General features: G+C 66.5%; 23 protein-coding genes. 18 read left to right on the forward strand and 5 right to left on the reverse strand.

Going from position 1 to position 22,963, the window contains the following annotated elements; all coding sequences use genetic code 11:
• Nucleotides 1-27: 27 nt before the first annotated feature.
• Together ACMZ91_RS03640 and ACMZ91_RS03645 are read right to left on the reverse strand one after the other, a co-directional pair.
• Nucleotides 28-1,008: a cation diffusion facilitator family transporter gene (locus tag ACMZ91_RS03640; protein ID WP_032127521.1), complete on the reverse strand. Its 981-nt coding sequence runs from the start codon at nucleotides 1,006-1,008 to the stop codon at nucleotides 28-30.
• 180 nt (nucleotides 1,009-1,188) lie between these two features.
• A complete protein-coding gene (locus ACMZ91_RS03645; protein ID WP_277778622.1) occupies nucleotides 1,189-3,438 on the reverse strand; it encodes a TonB-dependent siderophore receptor in 2,250 nt (749 codons plus the stop codon).
• A gap of 289 nt (nucleotides 3,439-3,727) precedes the next feature.
• Here ACMZ91_RS03645 and ACMZ91_RS03650 point away from each other — a divergent pair, with 289 nt between their 5' ends.
• Nucleotides 3,728-5,143, forward strand: coding sequence for a GGDEF domain-containing protein (locus tag ACMZ91_RS03650; RefSeq protein WP_134951300.1), 1,416 nt, complete (start codon nucleotides 3,728-3,730; stop codon nucleotides 5,141-5,143).
• 95 nt (nucleotides 5,144-5,238) lie between these two features.
• On the opposite strand, the gene ACMZ91_RS03655 is transcribed toward ACMZ91_RS03650, so the two are convergent.
• Nucleotides 5,239-6,456, reverse strand: coding sequence for an MFS transporter (locus tag ACMZ91_RS03655; RefSeq protein ID WP_197614948.1), 1,218 nt, complete (start codon nucleotides 6,454-6,456; stop codon nucleotides 5,239-5,241).
• A 77-nt stretch (nucleotides 6,457-6,533) separates the two neighbouring features.
• Here ACMZ91_RS03655 and ACMZ91_RS03660 point away from each other — a divergent pair, with 77 nt between their 5' ends.
• The 16 genes from ACMZ91_RS03660 to map all read left to right on the forward strand — a co-directional run bounded on the left by ACMZ91_RS03660 (nucleotide 6,534) and on the right by map (nucleotide 20,485).
• Nucleotides 6,534-6,965, forward strand: a complete 432-nt coding sequence (locus tag ACMZ91_RS03660) for a winged helix-turn-helix transcriptional regulator (RefSeq protein WP_134951302.1) — start codon at nucleotides 6,534-6,536, stop codon at nucleotides 6,963-6,965.
• Nucleotides 6,966-7,371: 406 nt separating this feature from the next.
• On the forward strand, nucleotides 7,372-8,067 hold the full coding sequence (locus tag ACMZ91_RS03665; protein ID WP_134951303.1) for a hypothetical protein: 696 nt from the start codon (nucleotides 7,372-7,374) through the stop codon (nucleotides 8,065-8,067).
• Between the two features lie 235 nt (nucleotides 8,068-8,302).
• On the forward strand, nucleotides 8,303-9,430 hold the full coding sequence (locus tag ACMZ91_RS03670; protein ID WP_149908614.1) for a metallophosphoesterase: 1,128 nt from the start codon (nucleotides 8,303-8,305) through the stop codon (nucleotides 9,428-9,430).
• 134 nt (nucleotides 9,431-9,564) lie between these two features.
• On the forward strand, nucleotides 9,565-10,248 hold the full coding sequence (locus tag ACMZ91_RS03675; protein WP_014646433.1) for a response regulator: 684 nt from the start codon (nucleotides 9,565-9,567) through the stop codon (nucleotides 10,246-10,248).
• Nucleotides 10,245-11,624, forward strand: coding sequence for a sensor histidine kinase (locus tag ACMZ91_RS03680; RefSeq protein ID WP_005412674.1), 1,380 nt, complete (start codon nucleotides 10,245-10,247; stop codon nucleotides 11,622-11,624). Before ACMZ91_RS03675 ends, ACMZ91_RS03680 begins: the two co-directional genes overlap by 4 nt.
• Nucleotides 11,625-11,703: 79 nt before the next feature.
• The gene (locus ACMZ91_RS03685; RefSeq protein ID WP_010483180.1) at nucleotides 11,704-12,540 is read left to right on the forward strand and encodes an alpha/beta hydrolase; all 837 of its coding nucleotides are present in this window, start codon (nucleotides 11,704-11,706) and stop codon (nucleotides 12,538-12,540) included.
• A gap of 1 nt (nucleotide 12,541) precedes the next feature.
• A complete protein-coding gene (locus ACMZ91_RS03690; RefSeq protein WP_012479558.1) occupies nucleotides 12,542-12,901 on the forward strand; it encodes an EamA family transporter in 360 nt (119 codons plus the stop codon).
• Nucleotides 12,898-13,296: a DMT family transporter gene (locus tag ACMZ91_RS03695; RefSeq protein WP_049424527.1), complete on the forward strand. Its 399-nt coding sequence runs from the start codon at nucleotides 12,898-12,900 to the stop codon at nucleotides 13,294-13,296. Before ACMZ91_RS03690 ends, ACMZ91_RS03695 begins: the two co-directional genes overlap by 4 nt.
• Nucleotides 13,297-13,306: 10 nt before the next feature.
• The gene (locus ACMZ91_RS03700) at nucleotides 13,307-14,509 is read left to right on the forward strand and encodes a DegT/DnrJ/EryC1/StrS family aminotransferase (RefSeq protein WP_032127527.1); all 1,203 of its coding nucleotides are present in this window, start codon (nucleotides 13,307-13,309) and stop codon (nucleotides 14,507-14,509) included.
• A gap of 174 nt (nucleotides 14,510-14,683) precedes the next feature.
• On the forward strand, nucleotides 14,684-15,400 hold the full coding sequence (locus ACMZ91_RS03705; RefSeq protein ID WP_049462375.1) for an MtnX-like HAD-IB family phosphatase: 717 nt from the start codon (nucleotides 14,684-14,686) through the stop codon (nucleotides 15,398-15,400).
• A gap of 62 nt (nucleotides 15,401-15,462) precedes the next feature.
• Complete coding sequence (locus tag ACMZ91_RS03710) at nucleotides 15,463-16,863, forward strand: aspartate aminotransferase family protein (RefSeq protein ID WP_414577360.1); 1,401 nt, start codon at nucleotides 15,463-15,465, stop codon at nucleotides 16,861-16,863.
• Nucleotides 16,864-16,892: 29 nt separating this feature from the next.
• Nucleotides 16,893-17,957, forward strand: a complete 1,065-nt coding sequence (locus ACMZ91_RS03715) for a GNAT family N-acetyltransferase (protein ID WP_414577358.1) — start codon at nucleotides 16,893-16,895, stop codon at nucleotides 17,955-17,957.
• A 3-nt stretch (nucleotides 17,958-17,960) separates the two neighbouring features.
• Nucleotides 17,961-18,845: an arginase family protein gene (locus tag ACMZ91_RS03720; RefSeq protein WP_414577356.1), complete on the forward strand. Its 885-nt coding sequence runs from the start codon at nucleotides 17,961-17,963 to the stop codon at nucleotides 18,843-18,845.
• A 206-nt stretch (nucleotides 18,846-19,051) separates the two neighbouring features.
• Entirely contained in the window at nucleotides 19,052-19,411 is a 360-nt protein-coding gene (locus ACMZ91_RS03725; protein ID WP_149908610.1) for a bleomycin resistance protein, read from the forward strand.
• Nucleotides 19,412-19,479: 68 nt separating this feature from the next.
• A complete protein-coding gene (locus ACMZ91_RS03730; protein ID WP_005412680.1) occupies nucleotides 19,480-19,692 on the forward strand; it encodes a ParD-like family protein in 213 nt (70 codons plus the stop codon).
• Nucleotides 19,693-19,702: 10 nt separating this feature from the next.
• Nucleotides 19,703-20,485, forward strand: coding sequence for a type I methionyl aminopeptidase (gene map, locus ACMZ91_RS03735; RefSeq protein ID WP_188348073.1), 783 nt, complete (start codon nucleotides 19,703-19,705; stop codon nucleotides 20,483-20,485).
• On the opposite strand, the gene ACMZ91_RS03740 is transcribed toward map, so the two are convergent.
• Nucleotides 20,482-21,150: a hypothetical protein gene (locus ACMZ91_RS03740; RefSeq protein WP_032127534.1), complete on the reverse strand. Its 669-nt coding sequence runs from the start codon at nucleotides 21,148-21,150 to the stop codon at nucleotides 20,482-20,484. The two genes, map and ACMZ91_RS03740, sit on opposite strands and share 4 nt — an antisense overlap.
• A gap of 175 nt (nucleotides 21,151-21,325) precedes the next feature.
• On the reverse strand, nucleotides 21,326-21,946 hold the full coding sequence (locus tag ACMZ91_RS03745) for a LysE/ArgO family amino acid transporter (RefSeq protein WP_414577354.1): 621 nt from the start codon (nucleotides 21,944-21,946) through the stop codon (nucleotides 21,326-21,328).
• Between the two features lie 106 nt (nucleotides 21,947-22,052).
• On the opposite strand from ACMZ91_RS03745, the gene ACMZ91_RS03750 reads away from it, so the two are divergent.
• Complete coding sequence (locus tag ACMZ91_RS03750) at nucleotides 22,053-22,946, forward strand: LysR family transcriptional regulator ArgP (RefSeq protein WP_414577351.1); 894 nt, start codon at nucleotides 22,053-22,055, stop codon at nucleotides 22,944-22,946.
• The last annotated feature ends 17 nt before the right edge of the window (nucleotides 22,947-22,963 follow it).

Raw genomic sequence — 22,963 nt, forward strand, 5'->3', positions numbered from 1 at the left:
ATCACCCGGCGCGGTCGCCATCCTCGTTCAGCGATGCACGTGGCCGCGATGGCCCTGCGCGTCTTCGCCGTGGTCATGGCCTTCATGGCCCTCGTGCTCGCCGCCCTTGGCCGGCGCCGGCTCGCCACAGGCTTCGCCGCAGTGGTCCGCTTCGATCTGCAGTGTCACGTGCTCGATGCCGAAGTCATCGTGCAGGCGCCCGCCCAGATCACGACGCAGCGCATCGGCATCGGTGCCGTCGCGCATCACGATGTGCGCGGTCAGCGCCGGGGTGCTGGAGGCCAGCGCCCACACATGCAGGTCATGCACGTCCAGTACCGCAGCGTGGCCGGACAGGCTGTCGCGCACCTTGGCCACGTCCATGCCCTTGGGCACGCCTTCCAGCAGCACGTTGATCGCTTCGCGCATCAGCACATAGGTGCGCGGCAGTACCCACAGGCCGATCAGCACCGCCAGGATCGGGTCGATCGGCTTCCAGCCGGTCCACTTGATCAACAGCGCGCCAGCAATCACGGCCACCGAGCCGAGCATGTCTGCCCACACTTCCAGGTAGGCACCCTTCACGTTGAGGCTCTCGCCGCTGCCGGCCTGCAGCAGGCGCATCGAGATCAGGTTGATGACCAGGCCCGCCGCGGCAATCACCAGCATGCCCGACGAGGCAATCTCCTGCGGCTCGCGGAAACGTCCAATGGCCTCCCACAGGATATAGCCGGCGACCACGAACAGCATCGCGCCATTGATCATCGCGCCCAGCGCTTCCAGGCGTGCATAGCCGTAGGTGCGGCGCGCGTCCGGCGGGCGCCGGCTCAGCCGCACCGCGACCAGCGCGATCATCAGCGCTAAAGCGTCGGTAGCCATGTGCGCCGCGTCGGACAGCAGCGCCAGGCTGTTGGTCCAGAACGCGCCTACCACTTCGACGACGAGGAAGGTGGAGGTCAGGCCGAGCGCCCACCACAAGGGTTTCTCGTGGCGGATCTCGGATGGCAGGTGATCGTGGTCGTGGCCCATGGCAACAGCTCCTTTGCGATGGGAGGCAGGCTACGCCGGAGGGCGTTGGGAAACTATCACGGTATTTATAACATTGCAGGCCACGCGGTCCCTCACCGGGCATGGCCCGGCGCTACCGGAGCGCGGCCGGCAACGCCAGGCCACGCCTGGCGGACGCAGCGGACCGACATCCGCCTGCGGTCAGAACCCGAAGCGCAGGCTGGCCCAGTACGCGCGGCCCGGCTCGTTGTAGGTCGCCGCGCCGGCATCGCTGCTGTTGGCCTCGCGGAACAGGCGCTTGTCGGCCAGGTTGTTGACGCCGAAACCGAAGCTGACCGTCTCGGTCACCTTGTAGCGCGCGCTCACGCCCCAGATGTTGTACGCACCACGGTCCTGCAGCGCGATCGACGGATCGCAGGTGCCGGTGCAGCGCGGATCATTGTTGATGTTGGTGGTGGCCGGCTTCTGCTTGCCGTAGAAGGTGCCGGTCAGCAGCAGCGACAACTTGTCGGTGGCCTGCCAGTCCAGCATCGTGTTGACGGTGTACTTCGGAATCACCGACAGCGGCTGGCCGGTGCTCTTGTTCTCGTTCTCCACCATGTAGGTGAAGTTGTTGCTCCACTTCAGGCGGTTGCCCTGCTCGCCCAGCAGCGGGACCACCAGGTTGCCTTCCAGACCCTGCACGATCGCCTTGGGTGCGTTCTCCCAGCGGAAGATGCGGCCCTTGGTGTCGGCGGTCAGCCCGATCTGGTTGTACCCGGCCTGGATCTTGTCCTTGTAGTCGTTGTGGAAGTAGGTCAACGACGCTTGCCAGCCGCTCTGCGGTGCCCACTCGATACCCAGTTCTTTGTTCAGGCTGGTTTCCGCCTTCAGGTCCGAGTTGCCGCGCATGTAGCAGCCGGCGCCCAGGCTCGGCAGTGCATTCGGGCAGCCATTGCCCCGGGTGTAGTACAGGTAGTCCGGATTCGACTGGTACAGGTTCGGCGCCTTGAATGCACGGGCGATACCGCCCTTCACCACCCAGTCGCTGTTGATGCGGAACTGCGCGTTGAAGCTGGGGCTGGTGTTGTTGCCGAACTGGCTGTGGTGGTCGAAGCGCAGGCCCGGGGTGACGATCCAGCGCTCGCCCAGGTAGATGTTGTCTTCCACGAACACGGCGGTGGTCTGCGCGTCGGACTTGCCGCGTGCGCGATCGGCCGACAGCCCCGGGATGCCGCCGCCGCTGCTGCTGGACTGGCTCATCGAGTACGGGTCGGTCAGGCGGCTGTCCAGGTATTCAAAGCCCAGCGTCCAGATGTTCTCGGCACCACCCAGCGTGGTCGGGAAACTGACTTCGCCGTCCAGCTGGTAGTTGCGCAGGCGCGAGGTCGACCAGTCGGTGCCGTTGAAGCTGCCCTCCGGGCCACCGGCCAGGCCTTCGTTGATGCGCGAGTTGTTCACCGCCTCCACTGCGGCCGTTACCCGCGAGGTCACATCACCCCAGCGGCCGCGATGGGTGATCGCGCCGGTGTTGCGGTACATGCGGTTGGTCTCGGCCTGCTGCTCGGCCAACGCCCCCAGATCGATCGGTGTCGAGGTACCGGTGGTGCTGACCGCGCGGTCGCCAGCATAGATGTTGCCCTGGCGACTGGTGCCGGCTTCGAATTCGACCACCTGGTTGGCGGTCACGTCCCAGCGCAGCAGCGCGTTGACATCGCGGTTCTTGACGCCCTCGCGACCGGCCGGCGGCACCGCGTTCGGATTCGCCGCGAAGTCACGGTTGAGTTCCAGCGAATCGGCGTCGGTCTTGTTGAGATTGCCGTACAGGCGGAACGACAGGGTGTCGGTCATCGGCCCGCTCAGCTGCAGGCCGACGCGCTCGCTGCCGCCTTCGGCGCTGTGCTCGGGCACCAGGCCATACAGGTCGACCGCGCCGGTCAGGTCGCCGGTCGGGCGCTTGGTGATGATGTTGACCACGCCACCGGAAGCACCCGAGCCATAACGTGCCGCTGCAGGGCCGCGCAGCACTTCGATGCGCTCGATCATTTCCGCCGGCACCCAGTTGGTATCGCCGCGGGTATTGCGCTCACCGCTGCGGCCCATGCGCACGGCATCACGCGCACCGATGCGCTTGCCGTCGACCAGGATCAGGGTGTTTTCCGGGCCCATGCCACGCAGATCGATCTGGCGGTTGTTGCCGTACTGGCCCGACGCACTGTTGCCGGTCAGGTTGACGCCGGGCATGGTCCGCAGCAGCTCGGCGATGTCGTTGGCCGGCGGGCGCCTGGCGATGTCCTCTGCGGTGATGGTCGAGGTACCCAGGGCCTGGCGCGCGATCTGCGAGGCGGTGACGTGCACCGTGTCGATATCGGTTGCGTCGGTTTCGGCGTGGGCGGTCAGAGCGCTGCCGGCCAGCAGGGCGGCAACGGCAAGCGCCAGCGGGCGCGGCGAAAGGACAACGGCAGGGGACATGATCAGGACCTTCTGGCAGGGCTACGGGGCCTCTGGCAAAGGGCTTGAGGCAACGACGAGGGGGAGGCGGAGCAGTCCTGCAGCAGGCACCTGCAGCCCGTTCCGTGCGCGCATTCTCCCATCAATGCGATTGATTCTCAAATGCGTTCACTCATTGCCGCAGCGGCGCCGATGTGGTTTGCGCACCGTGCAACCCTGCACCGCGCGTAAACTGGCCGGCTAACCCGCCATCAACCGTATGCCGCCGCGGCCGATACCCGTGGTTTGCCGTACGCAGTCAGAGATCGACGTGGAACCACCCCAATTGGACGATGCCAGCCAGCCGCTGGCCGAGGCCTGGCAGCAGTGCCTGCTGCAGGCCGGCCCTGCCGCCACCGCGCTGCTCAGGGCCGCTGCTACCGATGCCCCACCCGCGCTGGCCCAGCGCTTTTACGAAGTACTGCTGCAGGACACCCGTGCGCGCCGTTTCCTGTCCCACGACCAGGTCAAGCAGCGCCTGCAGCCGGCCATGCAGCGCTGGCTGGCGCAGCTGCTGACCACTGATGCCAGCGGCATCGCCAACACCGTGGCCTCGCAGCGGATCATCGGCGACGTGCACGCCCGCGTCGGCATTCCGGTCGACCTGGTTACCCGCGGTGCGCGTGTGCTCAAGCACGAACTGTTCGTGCGCCTGCGCGACGATGCACCGGACAGCGACACCGCATTTGCCGCCATCGACTGCCTCAGCGCGATCATGGACATCGCCATGGAAGGCATGACCCTGGCCTACACCCACGCGCGCGAGCGCTCCACCCGTGCCGACGCCGCCTACCGGCTGTTCTCGCTGGTACAGAACGTCGGTACCGAACGCGAGCGCCAGCGCGCACTGCTGCTGGACTGGGAAAACGCCCTGCTCTACGCGTTGGCCGGCCACGTGCAGGCCAGCGACAACGCCAGCCTGGCTACCTCGGAGTTCGGCCTGTGGTTCACCCACAAGGGCATCCCCAGCTTCGGCGAAAGCAGCGAAACGCAGCAGGTGGGCCAGTTGATGGCCCGCATTGATGGCCACCTGCAGCGCGCGAGCGGCGATGCTCCGGCGCAGCGACTGGCGGTGCTGCCGGCCATCCGCGAGGACCTGGCCGCCATCCGCACCCTGATGACACTGCTGTTCGAGCGCATCGGCGAACTGGATGCCGGCAGCGACGCGCTGACCAACCTGCTCAACCGTCGCTTCCTGCCCACCGTGCTGCGCCGGGAAATCGAGCTGGCCACACGCAACCGCACACCATTCTCGCTGCTGCTGCTCGACCTGGATCACTTCAAGGCAATCAACGACGGCCACGGCCACGATGCCGGCGACCGCGCGTTGCAGCACGTCGCCGGCCTGCTCGGCCAGCTCACGCGCGGCAGCGACTACCTGTTCCGCTATGGCGGCGAAGAATTCGTGGTGGTACTGGTGGCTGCCAGCGAATCGCAGGCGACCGTGATCGCCGAGAGCCTGCGGCGGCAGATCGCGCAGTCGCCGGTGGTACTGGCCAACGGCCAGGTGCTGGCACTGACCGCCAGCATCGGCGTGGCCGGCCACGATGGCCATCCGGACTACGAGCGGCTGATGGCCCGTGCCGACGCGGCAATGTACGAGGCCAAGCGCAGCGGCCGCAACCGCGTGGTGGTGGCCAGTGCGGACCTGCAGGAAGCCCCGGGACGGCGCGCACTGCAGCGATGACGGCAGGACAGGTAGAGTCGACCGCGGGTCGACTATCGCGCGCACCGCGGGGTTTTTCGCACGCAGGGCGAAGAGCAGTCGACTGACAGTCGACTCTACTGACAGCCGGCACTACCGATACGGCCGCCGGCCGCTGCTTTCACCGCCACCACCCGCCACGCTGCCCACCAGAGCAGCGCCAGCAACGCGATGCCCGCCCCCAACAGGCATACCGCCGGCCAGCCATGGCGCGCCTGCATCCACGGCCCGGCCGCTGCACCGGCACCACTGCCCACCGCATAGAACAGCATGTACAAAGCCACCAGGCGTCCATGCTGTTCAGCCGGCGCGCGCAGCAGCAATGCCTGGTTTGATACGTGCAGTGCCTGCCCACCCAGGTCGAGCACAATCACGCCCAACAGCAGCAACGACAGCGACTGCGGCAGGCCCAGCAAGGGCCACCACGCAACCAGCATCAACAACAGCGCACCGACGCTGACCGGATGCGCGAAACCACGGTCCATCCAGTGCCCTACCCGCGCCGCCAGCAGCGCACCGACCACCCCGGCCAGGCCCAGTGCACCGATGGCGGCGGTCGACCAATGCAGCGGTGGCGCCGAGAGCGGCAAGGGTGCCGCCGCCCAGAACACATTGAGGCCGGCAAACAGCAGCAGTGCCAGCGGCCCGCGTTCGCGCAGCGTTCGATCGCGGCGCAACATGCCCAGCATCGAGCCCAGCAGCTCGCGCCAGCGTGGGGGAACCGACGGCACCGGTACTGGGGGCAGGCGCCGCCACAGCAGCGCCGCCAACCCCGCCATCACCATCGCTGACAACAGGTAGACCATCTGCCAGCCAAAGGCCGCCGCCACCGTACCGGACACCACGCGCGCCAGCAGCAGGCCGATGAACACGCCGCCCTGCACCACACCGACCACGCGACCGCGCTGCTCGGGTGGTGCCAGCATGGCGGTATAGGCGATCAGGCCCTGGGTCAGCGCCGTGCCCAGCAAGCCGGCCAGCAGCATGCCCGACAACAGCCAGCCCGCCGTGCGTGACGCTGCCAGCCACAGCAGCGCCAGCACCAATGCGATCAACTGCAGCCGCAGCAGGCGTCGCCGGTCACCACGGTCCGCCAGCGGCAGCAGGCCAAGCAACGCCAGCACGCTACCGGCCTGGGTAGCAGCCAGCACCGCGCCGGCCACGGCCCGGTCCAGCGCAAAGGCGCGTGCAAGCTGATCCAGCAGCGGCTGCGCGTAGTAGACGTTGGCGACGCTGGCGCCGGCGGCAACCGCAAGCAGGACCAGCAGCGGGCGGGGAAGCGATGTGGCACTCATGAAGTGGTTGCAATTTGAAACTTGCTGCAGGCTACTGCCATTGGTTTTAAACTGCAACCACATCAGAGAGGTCCACCATGCACGCCGACAGCCCCTGCCCCGTCGCCCGCAGCGCCGATCTGCTCGGTGACCGTTGGGCGCTGCTGGTCATCCGTGATGCCTTCGATGGCGTCACCCGCTTCGGTGATTTCCAGCGCAGCCTCGGCGCGGCCCGCAACATCCTCAGCGACCGCCTGCGCCGGCTGGTAGAGGCCGGCATCCTGCAGCTGCGGCCGGCCTCCGATGGATCGGCCTACCAGGAATACGTGCTCACCGCCGCTGGCCAGGAACTGTTCCCGCTGCTGGTCGCGCTGCGCCAATGGGGTGAACGCCATCGCTTCGAGGCCGGTGAAGCCCATTCACAGCTGATCGAATCGGCGACGCGGCGGCCGCTGCCCTACATGCAGCCGCTAGACGCAGCTGGTCATGCTCTCGCGTCAGGCCAGACGGTCGTGCTCAAGCTCGTCTGAAGCGCGCGCTTCCGCCAGACGAGGATCGGTTCCTCTACAACGTCTCGTAAGGTGCTCTCTACTCGTGATGCTAGACGATGACCACTGCTCATACCTCGGCCCAGTAGGCTTTTGTTCAAGCGTCTTTGAGCTTGCCCTCGTGGCACACGACGCCTCCAAAGCAATTGGCGCATTACACCCACAGCTCGAACGCCACCGTGCCGAACGCAGCACTCGCTGATCTACCCACTTCTAGGTCACTCATCACCACCAGCCCAATCAAAAGGGCAGATTGAAATTTTCAGATGTGCTCAACCCAAGTACGACGTTCTAGTTCTTTTGCAGCGGAAAAATACGCAATTTGATCGGCCTTATCAAAGTCATCTCAGTATCAAAGTCATCTCAGTATCTGAGACGAAGATCTCCGATGCTCGAGGCCCATTCCGCCCGTGCATCAAACATGATAGACAAAGACCAATACCCTGAGATCCCCAGCACTCGCATCTTGCTGCTTCGCATCAAACGTCCGAAGCAGGTTATACCCCTCAGCAAGGCGGAAAACTACGTAGTTGGCAGCATGGTCGCGTTGTTCCTTCTGAGCCTTGGATGCATGGCACTTCTGAAGGCAGATCAGATCACTCAGCAGGCTGCCAAAGTGATCGTGCTCCCACTGACGGGGATTATCATGCTCCTGGGGCTAGTATTCTTTGTAATTCAGGTCATCCAGCTCTTTCTGCTGTTCAGGCATGGCTTCAACAATATGGCGGATCGCGTGGATGTCTCTGCTGACGCAGATTCCGCCCTTGCCGAGGATCTTTCGCACTGCAATACCCAGCACTTGGACCAGCGCTCAAAGCTTCTGGAGCAGGAATCCAAGCTCCTCACAAGGCGTGCTGGATTGGCATCTGCAGCAACCGCCATCAGCGCACTGATCATCAATCTCTTGAGCACCGGGAACGGCGACAAGGCCGCGCAGTGGGTGTCAGATGCCAAGCTTCTGATCACCTGTTGCAGCTTGGGTTTGCTGGCGGGAGCAGTGATCGTGATTATCTTTGCAGGGAAGCTAGAGAAGATCTCCACATTGCTGAAACTTGCTTCAGAGAGGGCTCGCAACGCAAGCTAGAGCGAGAGATGGCCAATTGAAACTCCAAGGGCCCGCGCGGCAGGATCGCACGGTCGGTCACATTCCAACGTAATCCGCGGATACGCGGCATCACGACGGGCCTTCTGGGTCCCCGGTCGACGTTCTTGCCGATGGCCTATCCAGACGACTTCACCTCCATGATCCGCCCATTCGCGCACACCGACGAACACCCGCGCCGGTTAGCATCGGGTCTTTCCGCCACTGGATGCCGCCGATGTCGCGCGATCGCCCTTCCCTGCTGACCGCCCTGCTGTTGCCGCTGCTGGCCTGCGCCACAGCAACCACGCAGGCCCGCGAGGTTGCCGCGCCCGCCGACCATGTGCAGGCCGATGGCCCCTATGTGTTCCGCCAGGGCGACCAGCTGCAGGCCAAGTGGATCTGCGACGACAAAGTCGAGTCGCACACGCTTGCCACGCAGGCCGCAGGTACCGACATCGCCCCGCGCTGCGGCTACGAGCACTCGGTGCACGTGGCTGCCCCGAATGCGCCTTCGGTTTCCGTGCTGCCGGCCGTGCCGCGCATCGTTGCGCTGTCCGACATCCATGGCCAGTACGGGCTGCTGGTGCGCCTGCTGCGCGCCCACCAGGTCATCGATGCCCAGGATCGCTGGGCGCTGGGCAAGGACACGCTGGTCATCGCCGGCGATGTGTTCGACCGCGGCCCGCAGGTGACCGAGGCCTTCTGGCTGCTGTATGGCCTGCAGCAGCAGGCGGCCGCCGCCGGCGGCGCGGTGCACTTCGTGCTCGGCAACCACGAAACCATGGTGCTGTACGACGACCTGCGCTACGTCAACCCGAAGTACCTGCGCAGCGCCCAGCTGCTCGGCCGCAGCTACCCGCAGCTGTACGGTGCCGATTCGGTGATCGGGCAGTGGCTGCGCACCCGCCCGGTGCTGCTGAAGATCGGCGACACCCTGTTCCTGCACGGCGGTATTTCGCCCGAGGCAGTGCAGCTGGCGCTGGACCCGGCGCGCACCAATGCGGCCTACCAGGCGTCACTGGGCCTGCCAAAGGCCGAAGTAAAGGCCGACCCGGCCACCGCACCGCTGTATGACGGCAAGACCAGCCCGATCTGGTACCGCGGCTACTTCGATGGCCGCCTCGACACCGCGGGGGTGCAGACCGTACTCGACCGCCTGCAGCTCAAACGCATCGTGGTCGGCCACACCTCGATGCCACACGTCAGCAGCTTCCATGGCGACCGCGTGATCGCCATCGACAGCAGCATCAAGAACGGCGAGAACGGCGAACTGCTGTTCATCGAAAATGGCAGGCTCAGCCGTGGCCTGCTGGATGGCTCGCGGGTGCCGTTGGCGCCGGGTGAGCCGGGCCTGCAGGACTGAATGAAGGGACAGCGCGACGGCACCGGGCGGCGGCGGCGCGCTCCACCTTCACCCGGTTTGCGGCTACCCTCGGCAGCCGAGAGAGGCCCACCCCGTCCATCCGGTGGGCCTGACCGTTACAGGAGCCCCCGCGCATGCGCGTTCTGATTGCTGAAGACGACCCGGATATCGCCTCCGGCCTGTGCGCCTCGCTGCGCCGGCAGGGGCACGTGGTTGACCACGTCGACAACGGCGCGCACGCCGACGCGGCACTGGGCTCGACCCAGTACGCATTGCTGGTGCTGGACCTGGGCCTGCCTCAGCTGGATGGCCGCGACGTGCTGCAGCGCCTGCGTCAGCGCGGCGATGGCCTGGCGGTGCTGGTGGTGACCGCCCGCGACGGCCTGGCCGAGCGCGTGCGCGTGCTCGACCTGGGCGCCGATGACTACCTGGTCAAGCCGTTCGCGCTGGACGAGTTCGAAGCACGCGTGCGTGCGCAGCTGCGGCGGGTCACCAGCAATGGCAACCCGGACCTGCGCATCGGCCGCCTGCGTATCGATCTGGCCGGGCACCGGGTGTGGATCGACGACCAGTCGCTGGAACTGACCGCGCGCGAGTTCGGCCTGCTGTCGGCACTGGCGGTACGCGCCGAGCGCATCGTGTCGCGCGCGCAACTGGTGGAGGCGCTGTGCGACTGGGGCCAGGACCTCACAGACAACGGCCTGGACATCGCCCTGCACCGCCTGCGCCGCAAGCTGCAGCCCGGCGGCATGGGCATCCGCACCGTGCGCGGGCTGGGCTACATGCTGGAAGACGCGCAGGACGACAGCGCCCCGTGATCAGTGGACCACCCAGCCTGCGTCGGCGCCTGCTCGCCTTCCTGGCGTTGCCGATGCTGGGCCTGCTCACGTTCAACACGATCCTGGCCTACTACGTTGCGCTGGACTATTCCAACCGCATCCACGACCGCAACCTGATCGACGACACGCATTCGTTCGCGCAGATGCTGAGCACCATGCCGGTGACCAGCGACCTGTCTCCGCAGGCGCGCTTCCTGATCGAGTACGACCCCGACGGCCATCGCTACTTCAACGTCGACAGCAGCCGCATGGGTACGCTCAGCGGCAATGCAGACTTCAGCCCGTACGCCCCTTCGCAGGACTGCACCGGCGTGCATCCGGCGCTGTACGACGGCAACCTCAATGGCCAGCAGGTGCGCATGGCCACCGTCTGCACGCAGGCGATGAACGATCCGCAGGACCAGCTGGCGGTGACCGTGGCCGAGAGCATGGCCGACCGCCGGCAGCGTGCGCGCGAGATCCTGATGATCATCATCCCGCTGATGACCATGCTGGCGCTGGGTACCGCAGCGCTGGTCTGGTTCGGCGTGACCTATGGCCTGCGCATCCTGACCCCGCTGAGGACCCGCCTGGCCCAGCGCCGCGGCGAACTGGCGCCGATCTCCGATGCCGACGTGCCCGAGGAGATCCAGCCACTGATCAGCACCATCGATGATCTGTTTGCCCGCCAGGCGGAAATGATCACCCTGCAGAACCGTTTCATCGCCGATGCCGCGCACCAGCTGCGTTCGCCGCTGGCGGGCATGGCCCTGCATGTGGACCAGGCACTGGCACATGGCGACCCCGATACAGTGCGCGAGGCGCTGCAGCACATCCGCCGGCTCAACCAGCGCACCGCCCGGGTCAGCACCCAGCTGCTGGCACTGAGCCGGGCGCAGACCGTGCCCGATACCGTGGAGGCACTGGACCTGTGCGAGCTGGTACCGCAGTGGGTCGGCATGCGCGTACCGGAGGCGATCCGCGATGGCATCGATCTGGGCTACCGCGGCAGTCCCCATCCGCTGCGTGTACTCGGCAACGGCGCCATGCTGCAGGAAGCGCTGGACAACCTGATCGACAACGCCCTGCGTTATGCCGGCCGCAATGCAACCGTCACGGTGGGCGTGCACGCGCTGGACGACAATGATGTCGAACTGTATGTGGAAGACAACGGCCCTGGCGTGCCCGACGACGTGATGCCACGGCTGGGCGAGCGCTTCTTCCGGGCGCCGGGCACCGCTGCCAGCGGCACCGGCCTCGGCCTGGCTATCGCGCACGAGGCGGTGGAGCACTTCGGCGGCCGCCTGAGCTTCCTGAACCGCCCAGGTGGCGGACTGAAGGTCGCCATCACGCTGCCGCTGCTGAAGGCGCCCTGACCCGGCCCGGGGCGCTGAAAGGCTGGCGAAAATCGCGCTTGCGATCCTGCCATCCCCACTGCCGTCCCGGAGCCGCCAGGTGACCGAATCGCACGACTTCTTCCTCCCCGGTGGCCCACAGGGCGTGCTGCTGGTCCATGGCCTGACCGGCACCCCGGCGGAAATGCGCATGCTGGGCAAAGGGCTGAACAACGCCGGTTTCACCGTGCACGGTGTGCAGCTGCCCGGCCATTGCGGCAGCGTGGATGACCTGCTGGCGACCACCTGGGAACAGTGGTACCAGGGCGTGGAAGATGCGGCGGCAACCCTGCGCGGCAAGGTCGACCAGCTGTTCGTCGGCGGCCTGTCGATGGGCGCGGTGCTGTCGCTGGCACTGGCTGCACGTCGCCCCGAGTGGGTGTCCGGGGTTGGCGTGTACGGCGCCACCTTCCGCTATGACGGCTGGAACATCCCCGCCGTGGCCCGCTTCTCGTTCCTGCTGCCGTGGTTCAAGCGCTTCAACATCGGCCGCGACCGCATGTTCATGGAAGAACCGCCGTACGGCCTGCGTGACGAGCGCCTGCGTGCGCAGGTCAGCGCCGCCATGCTGTCCGGCGACAGCGCCGCCGCCGGCCTGCCGGGCAACCCCTGGCACGCCCTGGCCGAAATGCGCGCCCTGAGCAACTGGACCCGCCGCCACCTGCACCAGGTCACCGCGCCGTGCCTGGTGATGCACGCCCGCGAGGACGACGTGGCCAGCATGGGCAACGCCGAGCTGGTGATGTCGCGGGTCAGCGGCCCGAAGGAACTGGTGGTGCTGGAAGACAGTTACCACATGATCACCATCGACCGCGAACGCCGCGATGTGATCCGCCGCAGCGCGCGCTTCTTCACCGAAATCGGTGAACGCACTGGCGTGCTCAAGGCGGTGGCCTGACATGGGGGCACTTGCCACGCTGCTGTGGCTGGCCAATGTCGTGCTCGATACCGGTGGCCAGCTCGCCTTCAAGGCCGCCGCCAGCGACCCGCAGGAGGGCGAAGGACTGCAGCGCTGGAAACACATGCTCAGCCGTCCCTGGCTGTGGATCGGCATCGCCTGCTACGTGCTTGAGTTCGTCGCCTGGATCGCGTTCCTGTCGCTGGTGCCGCTGTCCAAGGGCGTGCTGCTGGGCTCGATCAACATCGTCGCGCTGATGATCGCCGGCCGTTTCCTGTTCCGCGAGAAACTCACGCCGCTGCGGGTGACCGGCATGCTGCTGGTCACCGCCGGCGTAGCCGTGGTGGGGGCCGGCTCATGAGGCGCCTGTATGTGATCGGCTTCCCGCTGCTGATGGCTTTCGACACGCTGGCCCAGCTGTGCTTCAAGTACGCCGGTGACGCCGCGTTGCCGGTCGAGGCCAACACCGCCTGGCTGCTGCGCGTGCTGTCGCAGCCGTGGGTTTACGGCGCCATCCTCGGCTACGTGGGTGCATTCTTCACCTGGATGAGCCTGCTGCGCCATGCGCCGATCGGTCCCGCCTTTGCTGCCTCGCACCTGGAAGTGATCAGCGTGCTGCTGCTGTCGGCGTGGCTGTTGAACGAGCCGCTGACCCTCCACCATCTGCTCGGTGCGGTACTGATCGTGGCCGGCATCGTCTGCCTCGGCCGCGCCGAGGCGGACGACCCGCACAGCCCTGCCGAAACCACGACGTGAGCGCGCTGCGATGAGCCTGTTCGCGCGCGAACTGCCACCAACCGCCGGCCTGCCGATGCAGGCCAGCGATTTCCTTCCCGGTGGCGGCGACCTGCGTGACATCCTGGCCAGCCAACTCGGCACACCGCCGCTGCAGCTGACCTGTTCCGGCACGCACGCGCTGCTGATCGCCCTGCGCACGCTGCGCAAGCGTGCGCCAAAGCGCGACACCGTGATCATGCCGGCCTATACCTGCCCGCTGGTGCCGATCGCGGTGCACAGCCTGGGCCTGCGCGTGCAGTTGTGCGATACCCGGCGCGGTCATTTCGACTTCGACCCCGGCCAGCTCAAGCGGCTGGCCGATGCGCGCACGCTGGCGATCCTGCCCACCCACCTGGGCGGGCGCATTGCCGATGTCGAGCTGGCCTGCGAAGTCGCCCGCAACGCCGGCACCTGGGTGATCGAAGATGCCGCGCAGGCACTCGGCGCACGGGTCGGCAACAGCAGTGTCGGCATGCGCGGCGATATCGGATTCTTCAGCCTGGCCGCCGGCAAGGGCCTGAGCCTGCATGAAGGCGGCCTGCTGGTCAGCCGCGATGACGAACTGCGTGCTGCGCTGGCCGAACATGCCGTCCAGCACGTTCGCTCCAGCCTGCGCTGGGAGCTGCTGCGCAGCGTGCAGTTGCTGGGCCTTGCTGCCTGCTATCGCCCTTCGCTGCTGTCACTGGTGTATGGCAATCCACTGCGCAATGCGCTTCAGCGTGGCGATCTGGAAGATGCGGTCGGTGACATTTTCCCGCTGGATATCCCGCAGCACCGGGTCAGCCAGTGGCGGCAGAACATCGGCGCCCATGCCGCGCGGCGCTTGCCGGCATTCCTTCAGGCCGGTCGGCTGCGTGCGTTGCAGCTGCGGGTGCAGCTGGCACAGCTGCCTGCCGTTGAGGTGGTCGATGGGCTGGCCGGTAGCGGTGGCACCTGGCCACTGTTGATGCTGCTGCTGCCCAGCCAACGCGCCCGCGATGCGGTACTGAAGGACTTGTGGCCACGCGGGCTTGGCGCCAGCCGCATGTTCATCCATGCCCTGCCCGGCTATGCCTACCTGCGCGGCATCGTGCCGCAGGACGACATGCCCAACGCACGCGACTTCGCCGCACGCATGCTGACCCTCGGCAACAGCGCCTGGCAGACCCGTGAAGAGACCGCCGAAATACTGCGGGCACTGGCCCGCGCGTGACGCCAGGACGCACGGATGGAGTGCGCCTCACGCATTCATCCATGCACCTTCCTGAACGCTTTCCGCGCCCTGCAATGCAGGCTTTCAACAGGAAAGGAACGAGAAAGGCTGCCTGCCTACATTGAGCCTGCCCCGGCATCGCGCCGGACGTTCCTTTCATCGACGGACCTGCCCATGCACTGGAGCATCCTGTGTGACTTCGACGGCACCATCAGCCTCGAAGATGTCATCGACTCGCTGCTGGAGAAATACGGCCAGCCGGGCTGGCAGGAACTGGAAGACCAGTGGAAAGCGGGAAAGATCGGCTCGCGCGAATGCATGCAGGGCCAGGTCAGGCTGCTGAAGCTGGACCCGGCCACGCTCGACGCCCACCTGGACCAGGTGCAGATCGATCCGGGCTTTGCCGCCTTTGTCAGCCGTGCCGAACAGCTGGGCGTGCCGCTGCGCATCGTCAGCGACGGCCTGGACCATGCGATCCACCGCATCCTCGCCAACCACGGCCTGTCGCGACTGCCGGTGGTGGCCAACCACCTGCGCTGGTGCGATGGCTACTGGGAACTGGAATCGCCCTACCAGGCCGAAGGCTGCCGCAGCGGCACCTGCAAGTGCACCTGCGCCGCGCAGGCGCGCGCCAACGAAGCACCGCGTGTGCTGATGATCGGCGATGGCAGTTCGGATTTCTGCGTCTCCGAAGATGCCGACTTCGTGTTCGCCAAGCGTCGCCTGATCACCCATTGCACCGATGCCGGCATCGAGCATGCCGCCATCGATACCTTCCACGATGCAATCGCACTGCTGCCGCGCTTGCTCGATGGCAGCCTGCTGCAGCCACGTCGTATCGACGCCAGCCCGCAGCCCGCCGTACTGCCCCTGCTGCTGGCCACCGCCTGAGCACTCCCTTCCAAGCACGCCCCCGCTACCTCTTTCGAACGTCCTTCACGGAACCGAACTGCATGAACATTTTTGACAAGAACGCCGACGCCGCTGCCTCCGACGCGCAGCTGCTGGCAGACGAAGCCCGTTACAGCTCCTTCGGCGATACCGTCCACTACGTCGACCCGCCGAAGATCTTCCAGCGCGGCGAAGGCAGCTACATGTTCGACGGTGCGGGCGTGCCCTACCTCGACCTGCAGATGTGGTACTCGGCCTGCAACTTCGGCTACAGCAACAAGCGTCTGAACGATGCGCTGAAGGATCAGATCGACACCCTGCCGCAGGTCGCCAGCCAGTACCTGCACCCGACCCGCGTGCAGCTGGCCAAGACCATTGCCGTGGACATGCACGAGAAGTTCGGCCTCGACGGCCGCGTGCATTTCAACGTCGGCGGCGCGCAGGCCATTGAAGACTCGCTGAAGATCGTGCGCAACGCGCGCGGCGGCAAGAGCCTGATGTTCGCCTTCGAGGGTGGTTACCACGGCCGTACCCTGGGTGCGTCGTCGATCACCTCCAGCTACCGCTACCGCCGCCGCTACGGCCACTTCGGCGAGCGCGCGATGTTCATTCCGTTCCCGTACCCCTTCCGTCGCCCGAAGGGCATGACCCCGGACGAGTACTCCGACCACTGCGTGTGGCAGTTCGAGCGCCTGTTCGAAAGCGAATACAACGGCGTGTGGGATCCCAAGGTCGGTCAGGCGGAGTACGCCGCATTCTATGTCGAACCGATCCAGGGCACCGGCGGCTACGTCATCCCGCCGCGCAACTTCTTCACCGGCCTCAAGCGCGTGCTGGACAAGTACGGCATCCTGATGGTCGTCGATGAAATCCAGATGGGCTTCTGGCGCACCGGCAAGCTGTGGGCCATCGAGCACTTCGGCGTGACCCCGGACGTGCTGGTGTTCGGCAAGGCGCTGACCAACGGCCTGAACCCGCTGTCGGGCCTGTGGGCGCGCGAAGAGCTGATCAACCCGACCGTGTTCCCGCCGGGCTCCACCCACTCCACCTTCAACTCAAACCCGCTGGGCACCCGCCTGGGCCTGGAAGTGCTGAAGCTGGGCAAGGAAATGGATTACGAGCGCACCGTGCCGGAAAAGGGCGCGTACTTCCTCGATGGCCTGCGTAGCCTGCAGAAGCGCCACCCGGAAATCGGCGACGTCGACGGCCTGGGCCTGGCCCTGCGCGCGGAAATCTGCCAGACCGACGGCTACACGCCGAACAAGGAACTGCTGGACCGCATGGTCGACATCGGCCTGGCCGGTGACCTGCTGCACGACGGCAAGCGCATGGGCCTCGTGCTCGACGTGGGTGGCTGGTACAAGAACGTGATCACCTTCGCGCCGTCGCTGGACATCAGCTACGAAGAAATCGACCTGGCGATCACCCTGCTCGACCAGGCGCTGACCAAGGCCAAGGGCTGAGGTCCGATGCGCTGCCGGTTCCCGTGCCGATGGAAATGACGTCACGCGCATCCAGCACCGCGCTGGAACCGGCCGCGCTGCTGGAGGGCTTCCTGGCCCACCCGCCGCTCGGGTTCGAGGCAGGCCGCCTTCCCAGCGGCCTGCCGACCTTCCGTGCGCCGCTGGATCTGACCACCACCATGGACGACGACCTGCGCGGCAAGCTGCTTGGCCTGCCGCTGTCGCGCCTGTGGCGGCCATGGATCACCTGGAAGACCCGCTTCGTCGGTGCCACCAGCACCGAGTACACCCCGCTGCCCGCGCACGTCGCACCAGAAGCATTGGCTGAGGACGTGACGCGTCACGCGATCGGCGATACCCGGCTGCTGGTGGTCAAGGACCTGGCGATCGATTCACCGCTGCTGGATGATGCCGCCAACGCACACAGCGGTGCCTTCCTGCAGGCATTGCTGGCACGCGGCTTCGTCGAACTGGAAGGCATGCCGCTGGCCTGGGTGGCGATCGATTTCGATTCGATCGATGGCTATCTCGGCCGCCTGTCGTCTTCGCGCCGCAAGAACATCCGGCGCAAGCTGCGCTCGCGCGACGACCTGCAGATCGACTGCATCGCCACCGGTGATCCGGCCCTGGCCGACCCGCAGCTCCAGGCCGAACTGTATGCCTTGTACCTGGGCGTGTACGCGCAGAGCGCGGTGCATTTCGACCAGCTCGATCTGCCTTACTTCCAGCATCTTCTGGCCGACAGCCAGGGCCAGGGACGGATGTTCCTGTATCGCCACCAGGGCCAGCTGATCGGCTGGAACCTGTGTTACATCCACGCCGGCAAGCTGGTGGACAAGTACATCGGCCTGGCCTATCCGCAGTCCCGCGAGCACAACCTGTACGCGGTCAGCTGGATGCACAACCTCGAGTACGCACTGCAGCACGGCCTGAGCCACTACGTGGCCGGCTGGACCGACTCGCGGATCAAGGCCGAACTGGGCGCCAGGTTCACCTCCACCCGGCATGCGATCCACGCCCGTTCCCCGCTGCTGCGTGCAGCCCTGCGCAGGCTGGCCCCGTACCTGCAGGGCGAAGCTGATGGAGGCGGTTGAACGATGCCGTTGCGCTCCCCGTTGATCCTGGACCTGGACGGTGGCGTGCTGCCGCTGCCCCAGGCGCAGACCCTGGCCCTGCCGCAATGGCACGATCCACTGCGCTTCGCCTGCAGCAATGCCACCCTCGACCGTTTCGCCGCTGAAGTGCTGGCACCGCTGCCGGCCCAGCTCGGCACGGTGATGCTCGGCAGTGGCGATTTCCACCACCTCAGCCTGCCGCTGCTGCAGCGCATGCGCACGCAGGCGCCGTTCCAGCTGGTGGTGCTGGACAACCATCCGGACAACATGCGCTTCGCGTTCGGCATGCACTGCGGGTCGTGGGTGAACGCCGCCAGCAAGCTGCCGCAGATCTCGCACATCCACGTGCTCGGCATCACCTCCAGCGACATCGGCCTCGGCCATGCCTGGGAGAACCACTGGCGCCCGCTGATGAGCGGCCGGCTGACGTACTGGTGCATGGACGTGGACGTGGGATGGGGACATCGTCTCGGCATGGGCCACGCCTTCCGCCGTTTCGAGCATCCCGAAGCGCTGGTGGCTGCGTTCGCTGCCGAGCAGGCCAAGTCGCCGCAGCCGACCTACCTGTCGATCGACAAGGATGTGTTTTCCGAGGACGTCGCCCGCAGCAACTGGGACCAGGGCCGCTTCCAGCTGGAACACGCGCTGGTGGTGATTGAAGCGCTGCGTGCCGGCGGCCTGGTCGGCAGTGACATCACCGGCGAAGTGTCGCTGGCTCACTACCAGAGCCGCTTCAAGCGCTGGCTGTCGTCGCTGGATGGCCAGCCTGACGTCAGCGCCGAGGATCTACCTGTGTGGCAGGCGCGGCACCAGCAGGTGAACCGCGAACTGCTGGCGGCGATGGCTGCGGCGCCGACCGCCTGCTGACCGCGTCGGTCATGCCGGCCGTTGGCCAGCGTGGCTTCGGTAGTGCCGGCCGCTGGCCGGCAATGCCAACCAAGGTTGGCAACTACCAGACCCAGGCAGCGTCGGTCGTGCCGGCCGCTGGCCGGCAACCTCATTGTTCCCGGGCTCACGGGGATGCCGGCCAGCGGCCGGCACTACACTGGACGCCTGCCCCAGGATCCCTCGCCATGCCCCAGACCGTCATCCCGCAGCTGCGCATGCGCCACGCCGACACCACCCTGCCGTTCTACGTGCAGGGACTGGGCTTCGTGGTTGACTGGGAACACCGCTTCGAACCCGGCTTCCCGCTGTTCGCCCAGCTCACCCGTGATGGCCAGACGATCTTCCTCACCGAACACAGCGGCGACTGCGAGGTCGGCGGCGCGGTGTACTTCATCGTCGAGGACGTCGACGCCCTGCACCGCGCCTTCAGCGCCGCCAACGTGCCGATCGAGCAACCGCCGCATGACACCGAATGGGACAGCCGCGAGATGCTGCTGGTCGACCCCGACGGCAACCGTCTGCGCTTCGCCACCGACGCGAGCTGAACCGGGCGGCCTTGAGCCGGATATACGAAGCATATACGCTTCGTATACCCCCTCCTTCAGGACCGCCCATGGGCATCGTCAACATCGATGACACCCTGCACGACCAGCTGCGTCGTGCCTGCACCGTTTCCAGCCGCTCGATCAACGCCCAGGCCAACTTCTGGATCCGGGTCGGCATGCTGTGCGAGCTGAACCCGACGCTGAGCTTCCAGGACATCGTCGCCAGCGAGCTGCGCGCGGCCGGTGTGCAGCCGCCGCTGCTGCCGCCGGGCCAGGTCTGAGCCGATGGGCATCATCAAGCGTCCCGACGAGATCGCGCTGATGGCCGAATCCGGCCGCCTGCTGGCGGAGGTGTTCGCCGCACTCGACCAGCTGCCGCTGCAGGGCCGAAGCACCATGGAGATCAACGATTTCGTCGAACGCATGATCGTTGATGAGCTGCAGGCGAGGCCGGCCAGCAAGGGCCAGTACGGCTTCCCGTACGTGCTCAACACCTCGATCGACAACGTAGTCTGCCACGGCGTACCCAGCACCACCGACGTGCTGCGCAACGGCCAGATCGTCAACCTCGACATCACCCTGGAGAAGAACGGCTACATCGCCGACTCCAGCACCACCTATCTGGTCGGTGAGGTCGACTATGCCGCGCGCAGGCTGGTGCAGACCACCTACCAGGCGATGTGGAAAGGCATTGCCGCCGTGCGTCCTGGTGCGCGCCTGGGCGACATCGGCCACGCCATCGCCCGCCACGCGCGCAGCCACGGCTACAGCGTGGTGAAGGAATACTGCGGCCACGGCATCGGCCAGGAGATGCACGAGGAACCGCAGATCCTGCACTACGGCCATCCCAACACCGGCATGGTGCTGGAAGAAGGCATGGTGTTCACCATCGAGCCGATGCTCAACCAGGGCAAGCCGGCCATCCGCCAGCAGCCGGACGAATGGCCGGTGTACACCCGCGACGGCAAGCTGTCGGCGCAGTTCGAGCACACTGTGGCGGTCACCCGCACCGGCGTGCGGGTACTGACCCTGCGCCCCGGCGAGACGCCGTTATGCGCGGTGGATGCCGCCTAGAGTGGCCGTTGCTGCATCCCGGCACCCTCGTGCACGGCGCGCTTCCGCGCCGTCAGCGGTTCGCGTACCCGCTGTGCCACATAGCCGACGCTGGCTGCGAGAATGAAGGTGTAACCAAGGAGTTCGGTGGTCTCCTCGATGGTGTTCTTGAACACGCGGATGTACTGGTCACCCAGCAGTCCGGTCCACAACGACGTCATGCCGATCAGACGCGAATAGAACAGCAGCAGAACCAGGCCGATCGTCATCACGGTACCCGGCCGGGATACGAGAAAACGCACCAGCGCCGGCATGGCCCGGCGCCAGTCGCGGCTGGCCCAGGCCAGTGAGCCGATGATCAGCACGGCCACCGGGTACTTCCAGAAGCCGTGTGCGATCAGGTCCAGCGCCTCATCCATTTCACGCAGGAGCATGCAGGCGAACAGCGCGGCCGCCAGAACGGCAAAGGCCCGATCATCGGCACGTCGCAATGCAAGCCGGACGAACGCAGCCACGCTGGCGACCAGGAAGCCTTCCTGGGTCAGTTCGACCAGCGACCACTCGCCGACTGCATTGCCCAGCCAATGGATGTCGAGCCAGGCCAACGCAGGCGGAAGCGCCATCATCAGGCCGAACAGGAAGGTGCGCCCCAGGTGGGACAGGAGCAGCTGTAGATTGTCTTTCATGCAACACCGATGCCGCGCCGTGGCGGTCGTACAACGAGAACACAGGCGACCGGGGGGCTGCCGAACGACGGCATGCGCGGCGGGGTCGCGACCAGGCGCGCATTATCCGCGCTGTATCCGGCCACGTGAACCGTACCGGTGGAACACATACGCAACACCGGCGTACGTCACGCACTCATGGCGATAAAGGACGCAGCAGCAACAACGTCGCCAGGCAGAACATGAAGATCGCCACGCCTGCATCCAGCACACGCCAGGCGCCCGGCCTGCGGAACACCGGCTGCAACAGGCGCGCGCCATAGCCCAGTGTGCAGAACCAGGCCACGCTGGCAGCGCAGGCACCGGCGGCGAAGGCCCAGCGCAGTTCGCCCGGGTAACGCGTGGACAGGCTGCCCAGCAGCACCACGGTATCCAGATAGACGTGCGGGTTGAGCAGGGTGAAGGCCAGGCAGGTCAGCAGTACCTGCCGTCCGCTGCCGCCCTGCGCCTCGGCGGCGGCCAGCGCACTGCTACCGCGCCATGCGCGCAGCCCCGCCTGCAGGCCATACCAGAGCAGGAAGCCCGCACCACCGAAGCGCAGCACCTGCAGCAGCAGCGGCCACTGCAGCACCAGCGCGCCCATGCCGCCGACGCCGGCCAGGATCAGCACGATGTCCGCGCCGGCACAGGCCAGCACCACCCTGCCCACATGGCGCTGCTGCAGGCCCTGGCGCAGCACGAAGGCGTTCTGCGCACCGATGGCGATGATCAGGCCGGCACCTGCGAACAGGCCGGCGGCGGTAGCGGCGATCCACATCAGGACAGGCCAGGCAGCGAGGGGACGCGCAGGGTGCGGCCGCTGACCCTGTTTAGACAATCTGATTTTTCTTTATCCTGTGCAGGAAAACTGAAGAGGCACCGGCATGGATCTGGTACATCCGCAACTGGCCGCGTTTGCTGCGGTGCTGGAAGAAGGCAGCTTCGACGCCGCGGCACGCCGCCTGTCGATCAGCCCGTCGGCCCTGTCGCAACGGATCAAGGCGCTGGAGGACAGGCTCGGCCAGGTACTGGTGGTACGTCAGGCACCGTGCCGGCCCACCGCCGCAGGCGAAGCGCTGCTGCGCCGGGTCCGGCCGATGCAGGCGCTGGAGGCCGAGGCATTGGCCGAACTGCTGCCCGAACGCGGCAGCGATGCCGCGCGCACGCCGATCCCGTTGGCGGTCAACGATGACTCGCTCGATACCTGGTTCGTACCGGCCATCGCCGAACTGCACCAGCGCCATGGCTACCTGTTCGACCTGCGCATGGATGACCAGGACCATACCCTGCAGTTGCTGCGCGATGGCAGCGTGCTCGGCGCGGTCACTGCCGAAAGCCAACCGGTGAAGGGCTGCAACGTGCATCCGCTCGGCGCCATGCGTTACCACGCCATCGCCTCGCCCGGCTTCGCCCGCCAGTACTTCCGCGACGGCATGCAGGCCACGGCCCTGGCGCGCGCACCGATGCTGGTGTTCAACCGCAAGGATGAACTGCAGTGGCGCTTCGTGCGGCGCCTGACCCGCGCGCGACTGCAGCCGCCGCTACACTACCTGCCCTCCTCCACCGGTTTCGTCGAAGCCGCCGCGTGCGGACTCGGCTGGGGCATGGCCCCGGAAACCCTGGTCGCGCCCGCCGTGCGCGCCGGCCGCGTGGTGGTACTGGAACCCCGCCGCTGGCTCGATGTGCCGCTGTACTGGCAGCATGCTGCCGTGCGTTCAAGCACGCTGCAGCACGTCACCCAGGCGCTGCGCACTGCAGCCAGCGGCACCCTTCGTTGAGGACAATCCAATGACCG

It is taken from the genome of Stenotrophomonas sp. FR024, from assembly GCF_047500745.2.
Taxonomy (GTDB): domain Bacteria; phylum Pseudomonadota; class Gammaproteobacteria; order Xanthomonadales; family Xanthomonadaceae; genus Stenotrophomonas; species Stenotrophomonas maltophilia_A.

Coding starts and splice junctions, on each gene's coding strand:
- ACMZ91_RS03645 (WP_277778622.1), bottom strand. CDS start 3,438: ATGTCCCCTGCCGTTGTCCTTTCGCCGCGCCCGCTGGCGCTTGCCGTT.
- ACMZ91_RS03660 (WP_134951302.1), top strand. CDS start 6,534: ATGCACGCCGACAGCCCCTGCCCCGTCGCCCGCAGCGCCGATCTGCTC.
- ACMZ91_RS03640 (WP_032127521.1), bottom strand. CDS start 1,008: ATGGGCCACGACCACGATCACCTGCCATCCGAGATCCGCCACGAGAAA.
- ACMZ91_RS03655 (WP_197614948.1), bottom strand. CDS start 6,456: ATGAGTGCCACATCGCTTCCCCGCCCGCTGCTGGTCCTGCTTGCGGTT.
- ACMZ91_RS03715 (WP_414577358.1), top strand. CDS start 16,893: ATGGAAATGACGTCACGCGCATCCAGCACCGCGCTGGAACCGGCCGCG.
- ACMZ91_RS03675 (WP_014646433.1), top strand. CDS start 9,565: ATGCGCGTTCTGATTGCTGAAGACGACCCGGATATCGCCTCCGGCCTG.
- ACMZ91_RS03690 (WP_012479558.1), top strand. CDS start 12,542: ATGGGGGCACTTGCCACGCTGCTGTGGCTGGCCAATGTCGTGCTCGAT.
- ACMZ91_RS03725 (WP_149908610.1), top strand. CDS start 19,052: ATGCCCCAGACCGTCATCCCGCAGCTGCGCATGCGCCACGCCGACACC.
- ACMZ91_RS03665 (WP_134951303.1), top strand. CDS start 7,372: ATGCTCGAGGCCCATTCCGCCCGTGCATCAAACATGATAGACAAAGAC.
- ACMZ91_RS03705 (WP_049462375.1), top strand. CDS start 14,684: ATGCACTGGAGCATCCTGTGTGACTTCGACGGCACCATCAGCCTCGAA.
- ACMZ91_RS03720 (WP_414577356.1), top strand. CDS start 17,961: ATGCCGTTGCGCTCCCCGTTGATCCTGGACCTGGACGGTGGCGTGCTG.
- ACMZ91_RS03730 (WP_005412680.1), top strand. CDS start 19,480: ATGGGCATCGTCAACATCGATGACACCCTGCACGACCAGCTGCGTCGT.
- ACMZ91_RS03695 (WP_049424527.1), top strand. CDS start 12,898: ATGAGGCGCCTGTATGTGATCGGCTTCCCGCTGCTGATGGCTTTCGAC.
- ACMZ91_RS03740 (WP_032127534.1), bottom strand. CDS start 21,150: ATGAAAGACAATCTACAGCTGCTCCTGTCCCACCTGGGGCGCACCTTC.
- ACMZ91_RS03750 (WP_414577351.1), top strand. CDS start 22,053: ATGGATCTGGTACATCCGCAACTGGCCGCGTTTGCTGCGGTGCTGGAA.
- ACMZ91_RS03670 (WP_149908614.1), top strand. CDS start 8,303: ATGTCGCGCGATCGCCCTTCCCTGCTGACCGCCCTGCTGTTGCCGCTG.
- ACMZ91_RS03700 (WP_032127527.1), top strand. CDS start 13,307: ATGAGCCTGTTCGCGCGCGAACTGCCACCAACCGCCGGCCTGCCGATG.
- ACMZ91_RS03745 (WP_414577354.1), bottom strand. CDS start 21,946: ATGTGGATCGCCGCTACCGCCGCCGGCCTGTTCGCAGGTGCCGGCCTG.
- ACMZ91_RS03710 (WP_414577360.1), top strand. CDS start 15,463: ATGAACATTTTTGACAAGAACGCCGACGCCGCTGCCTCCGACGCGCAG.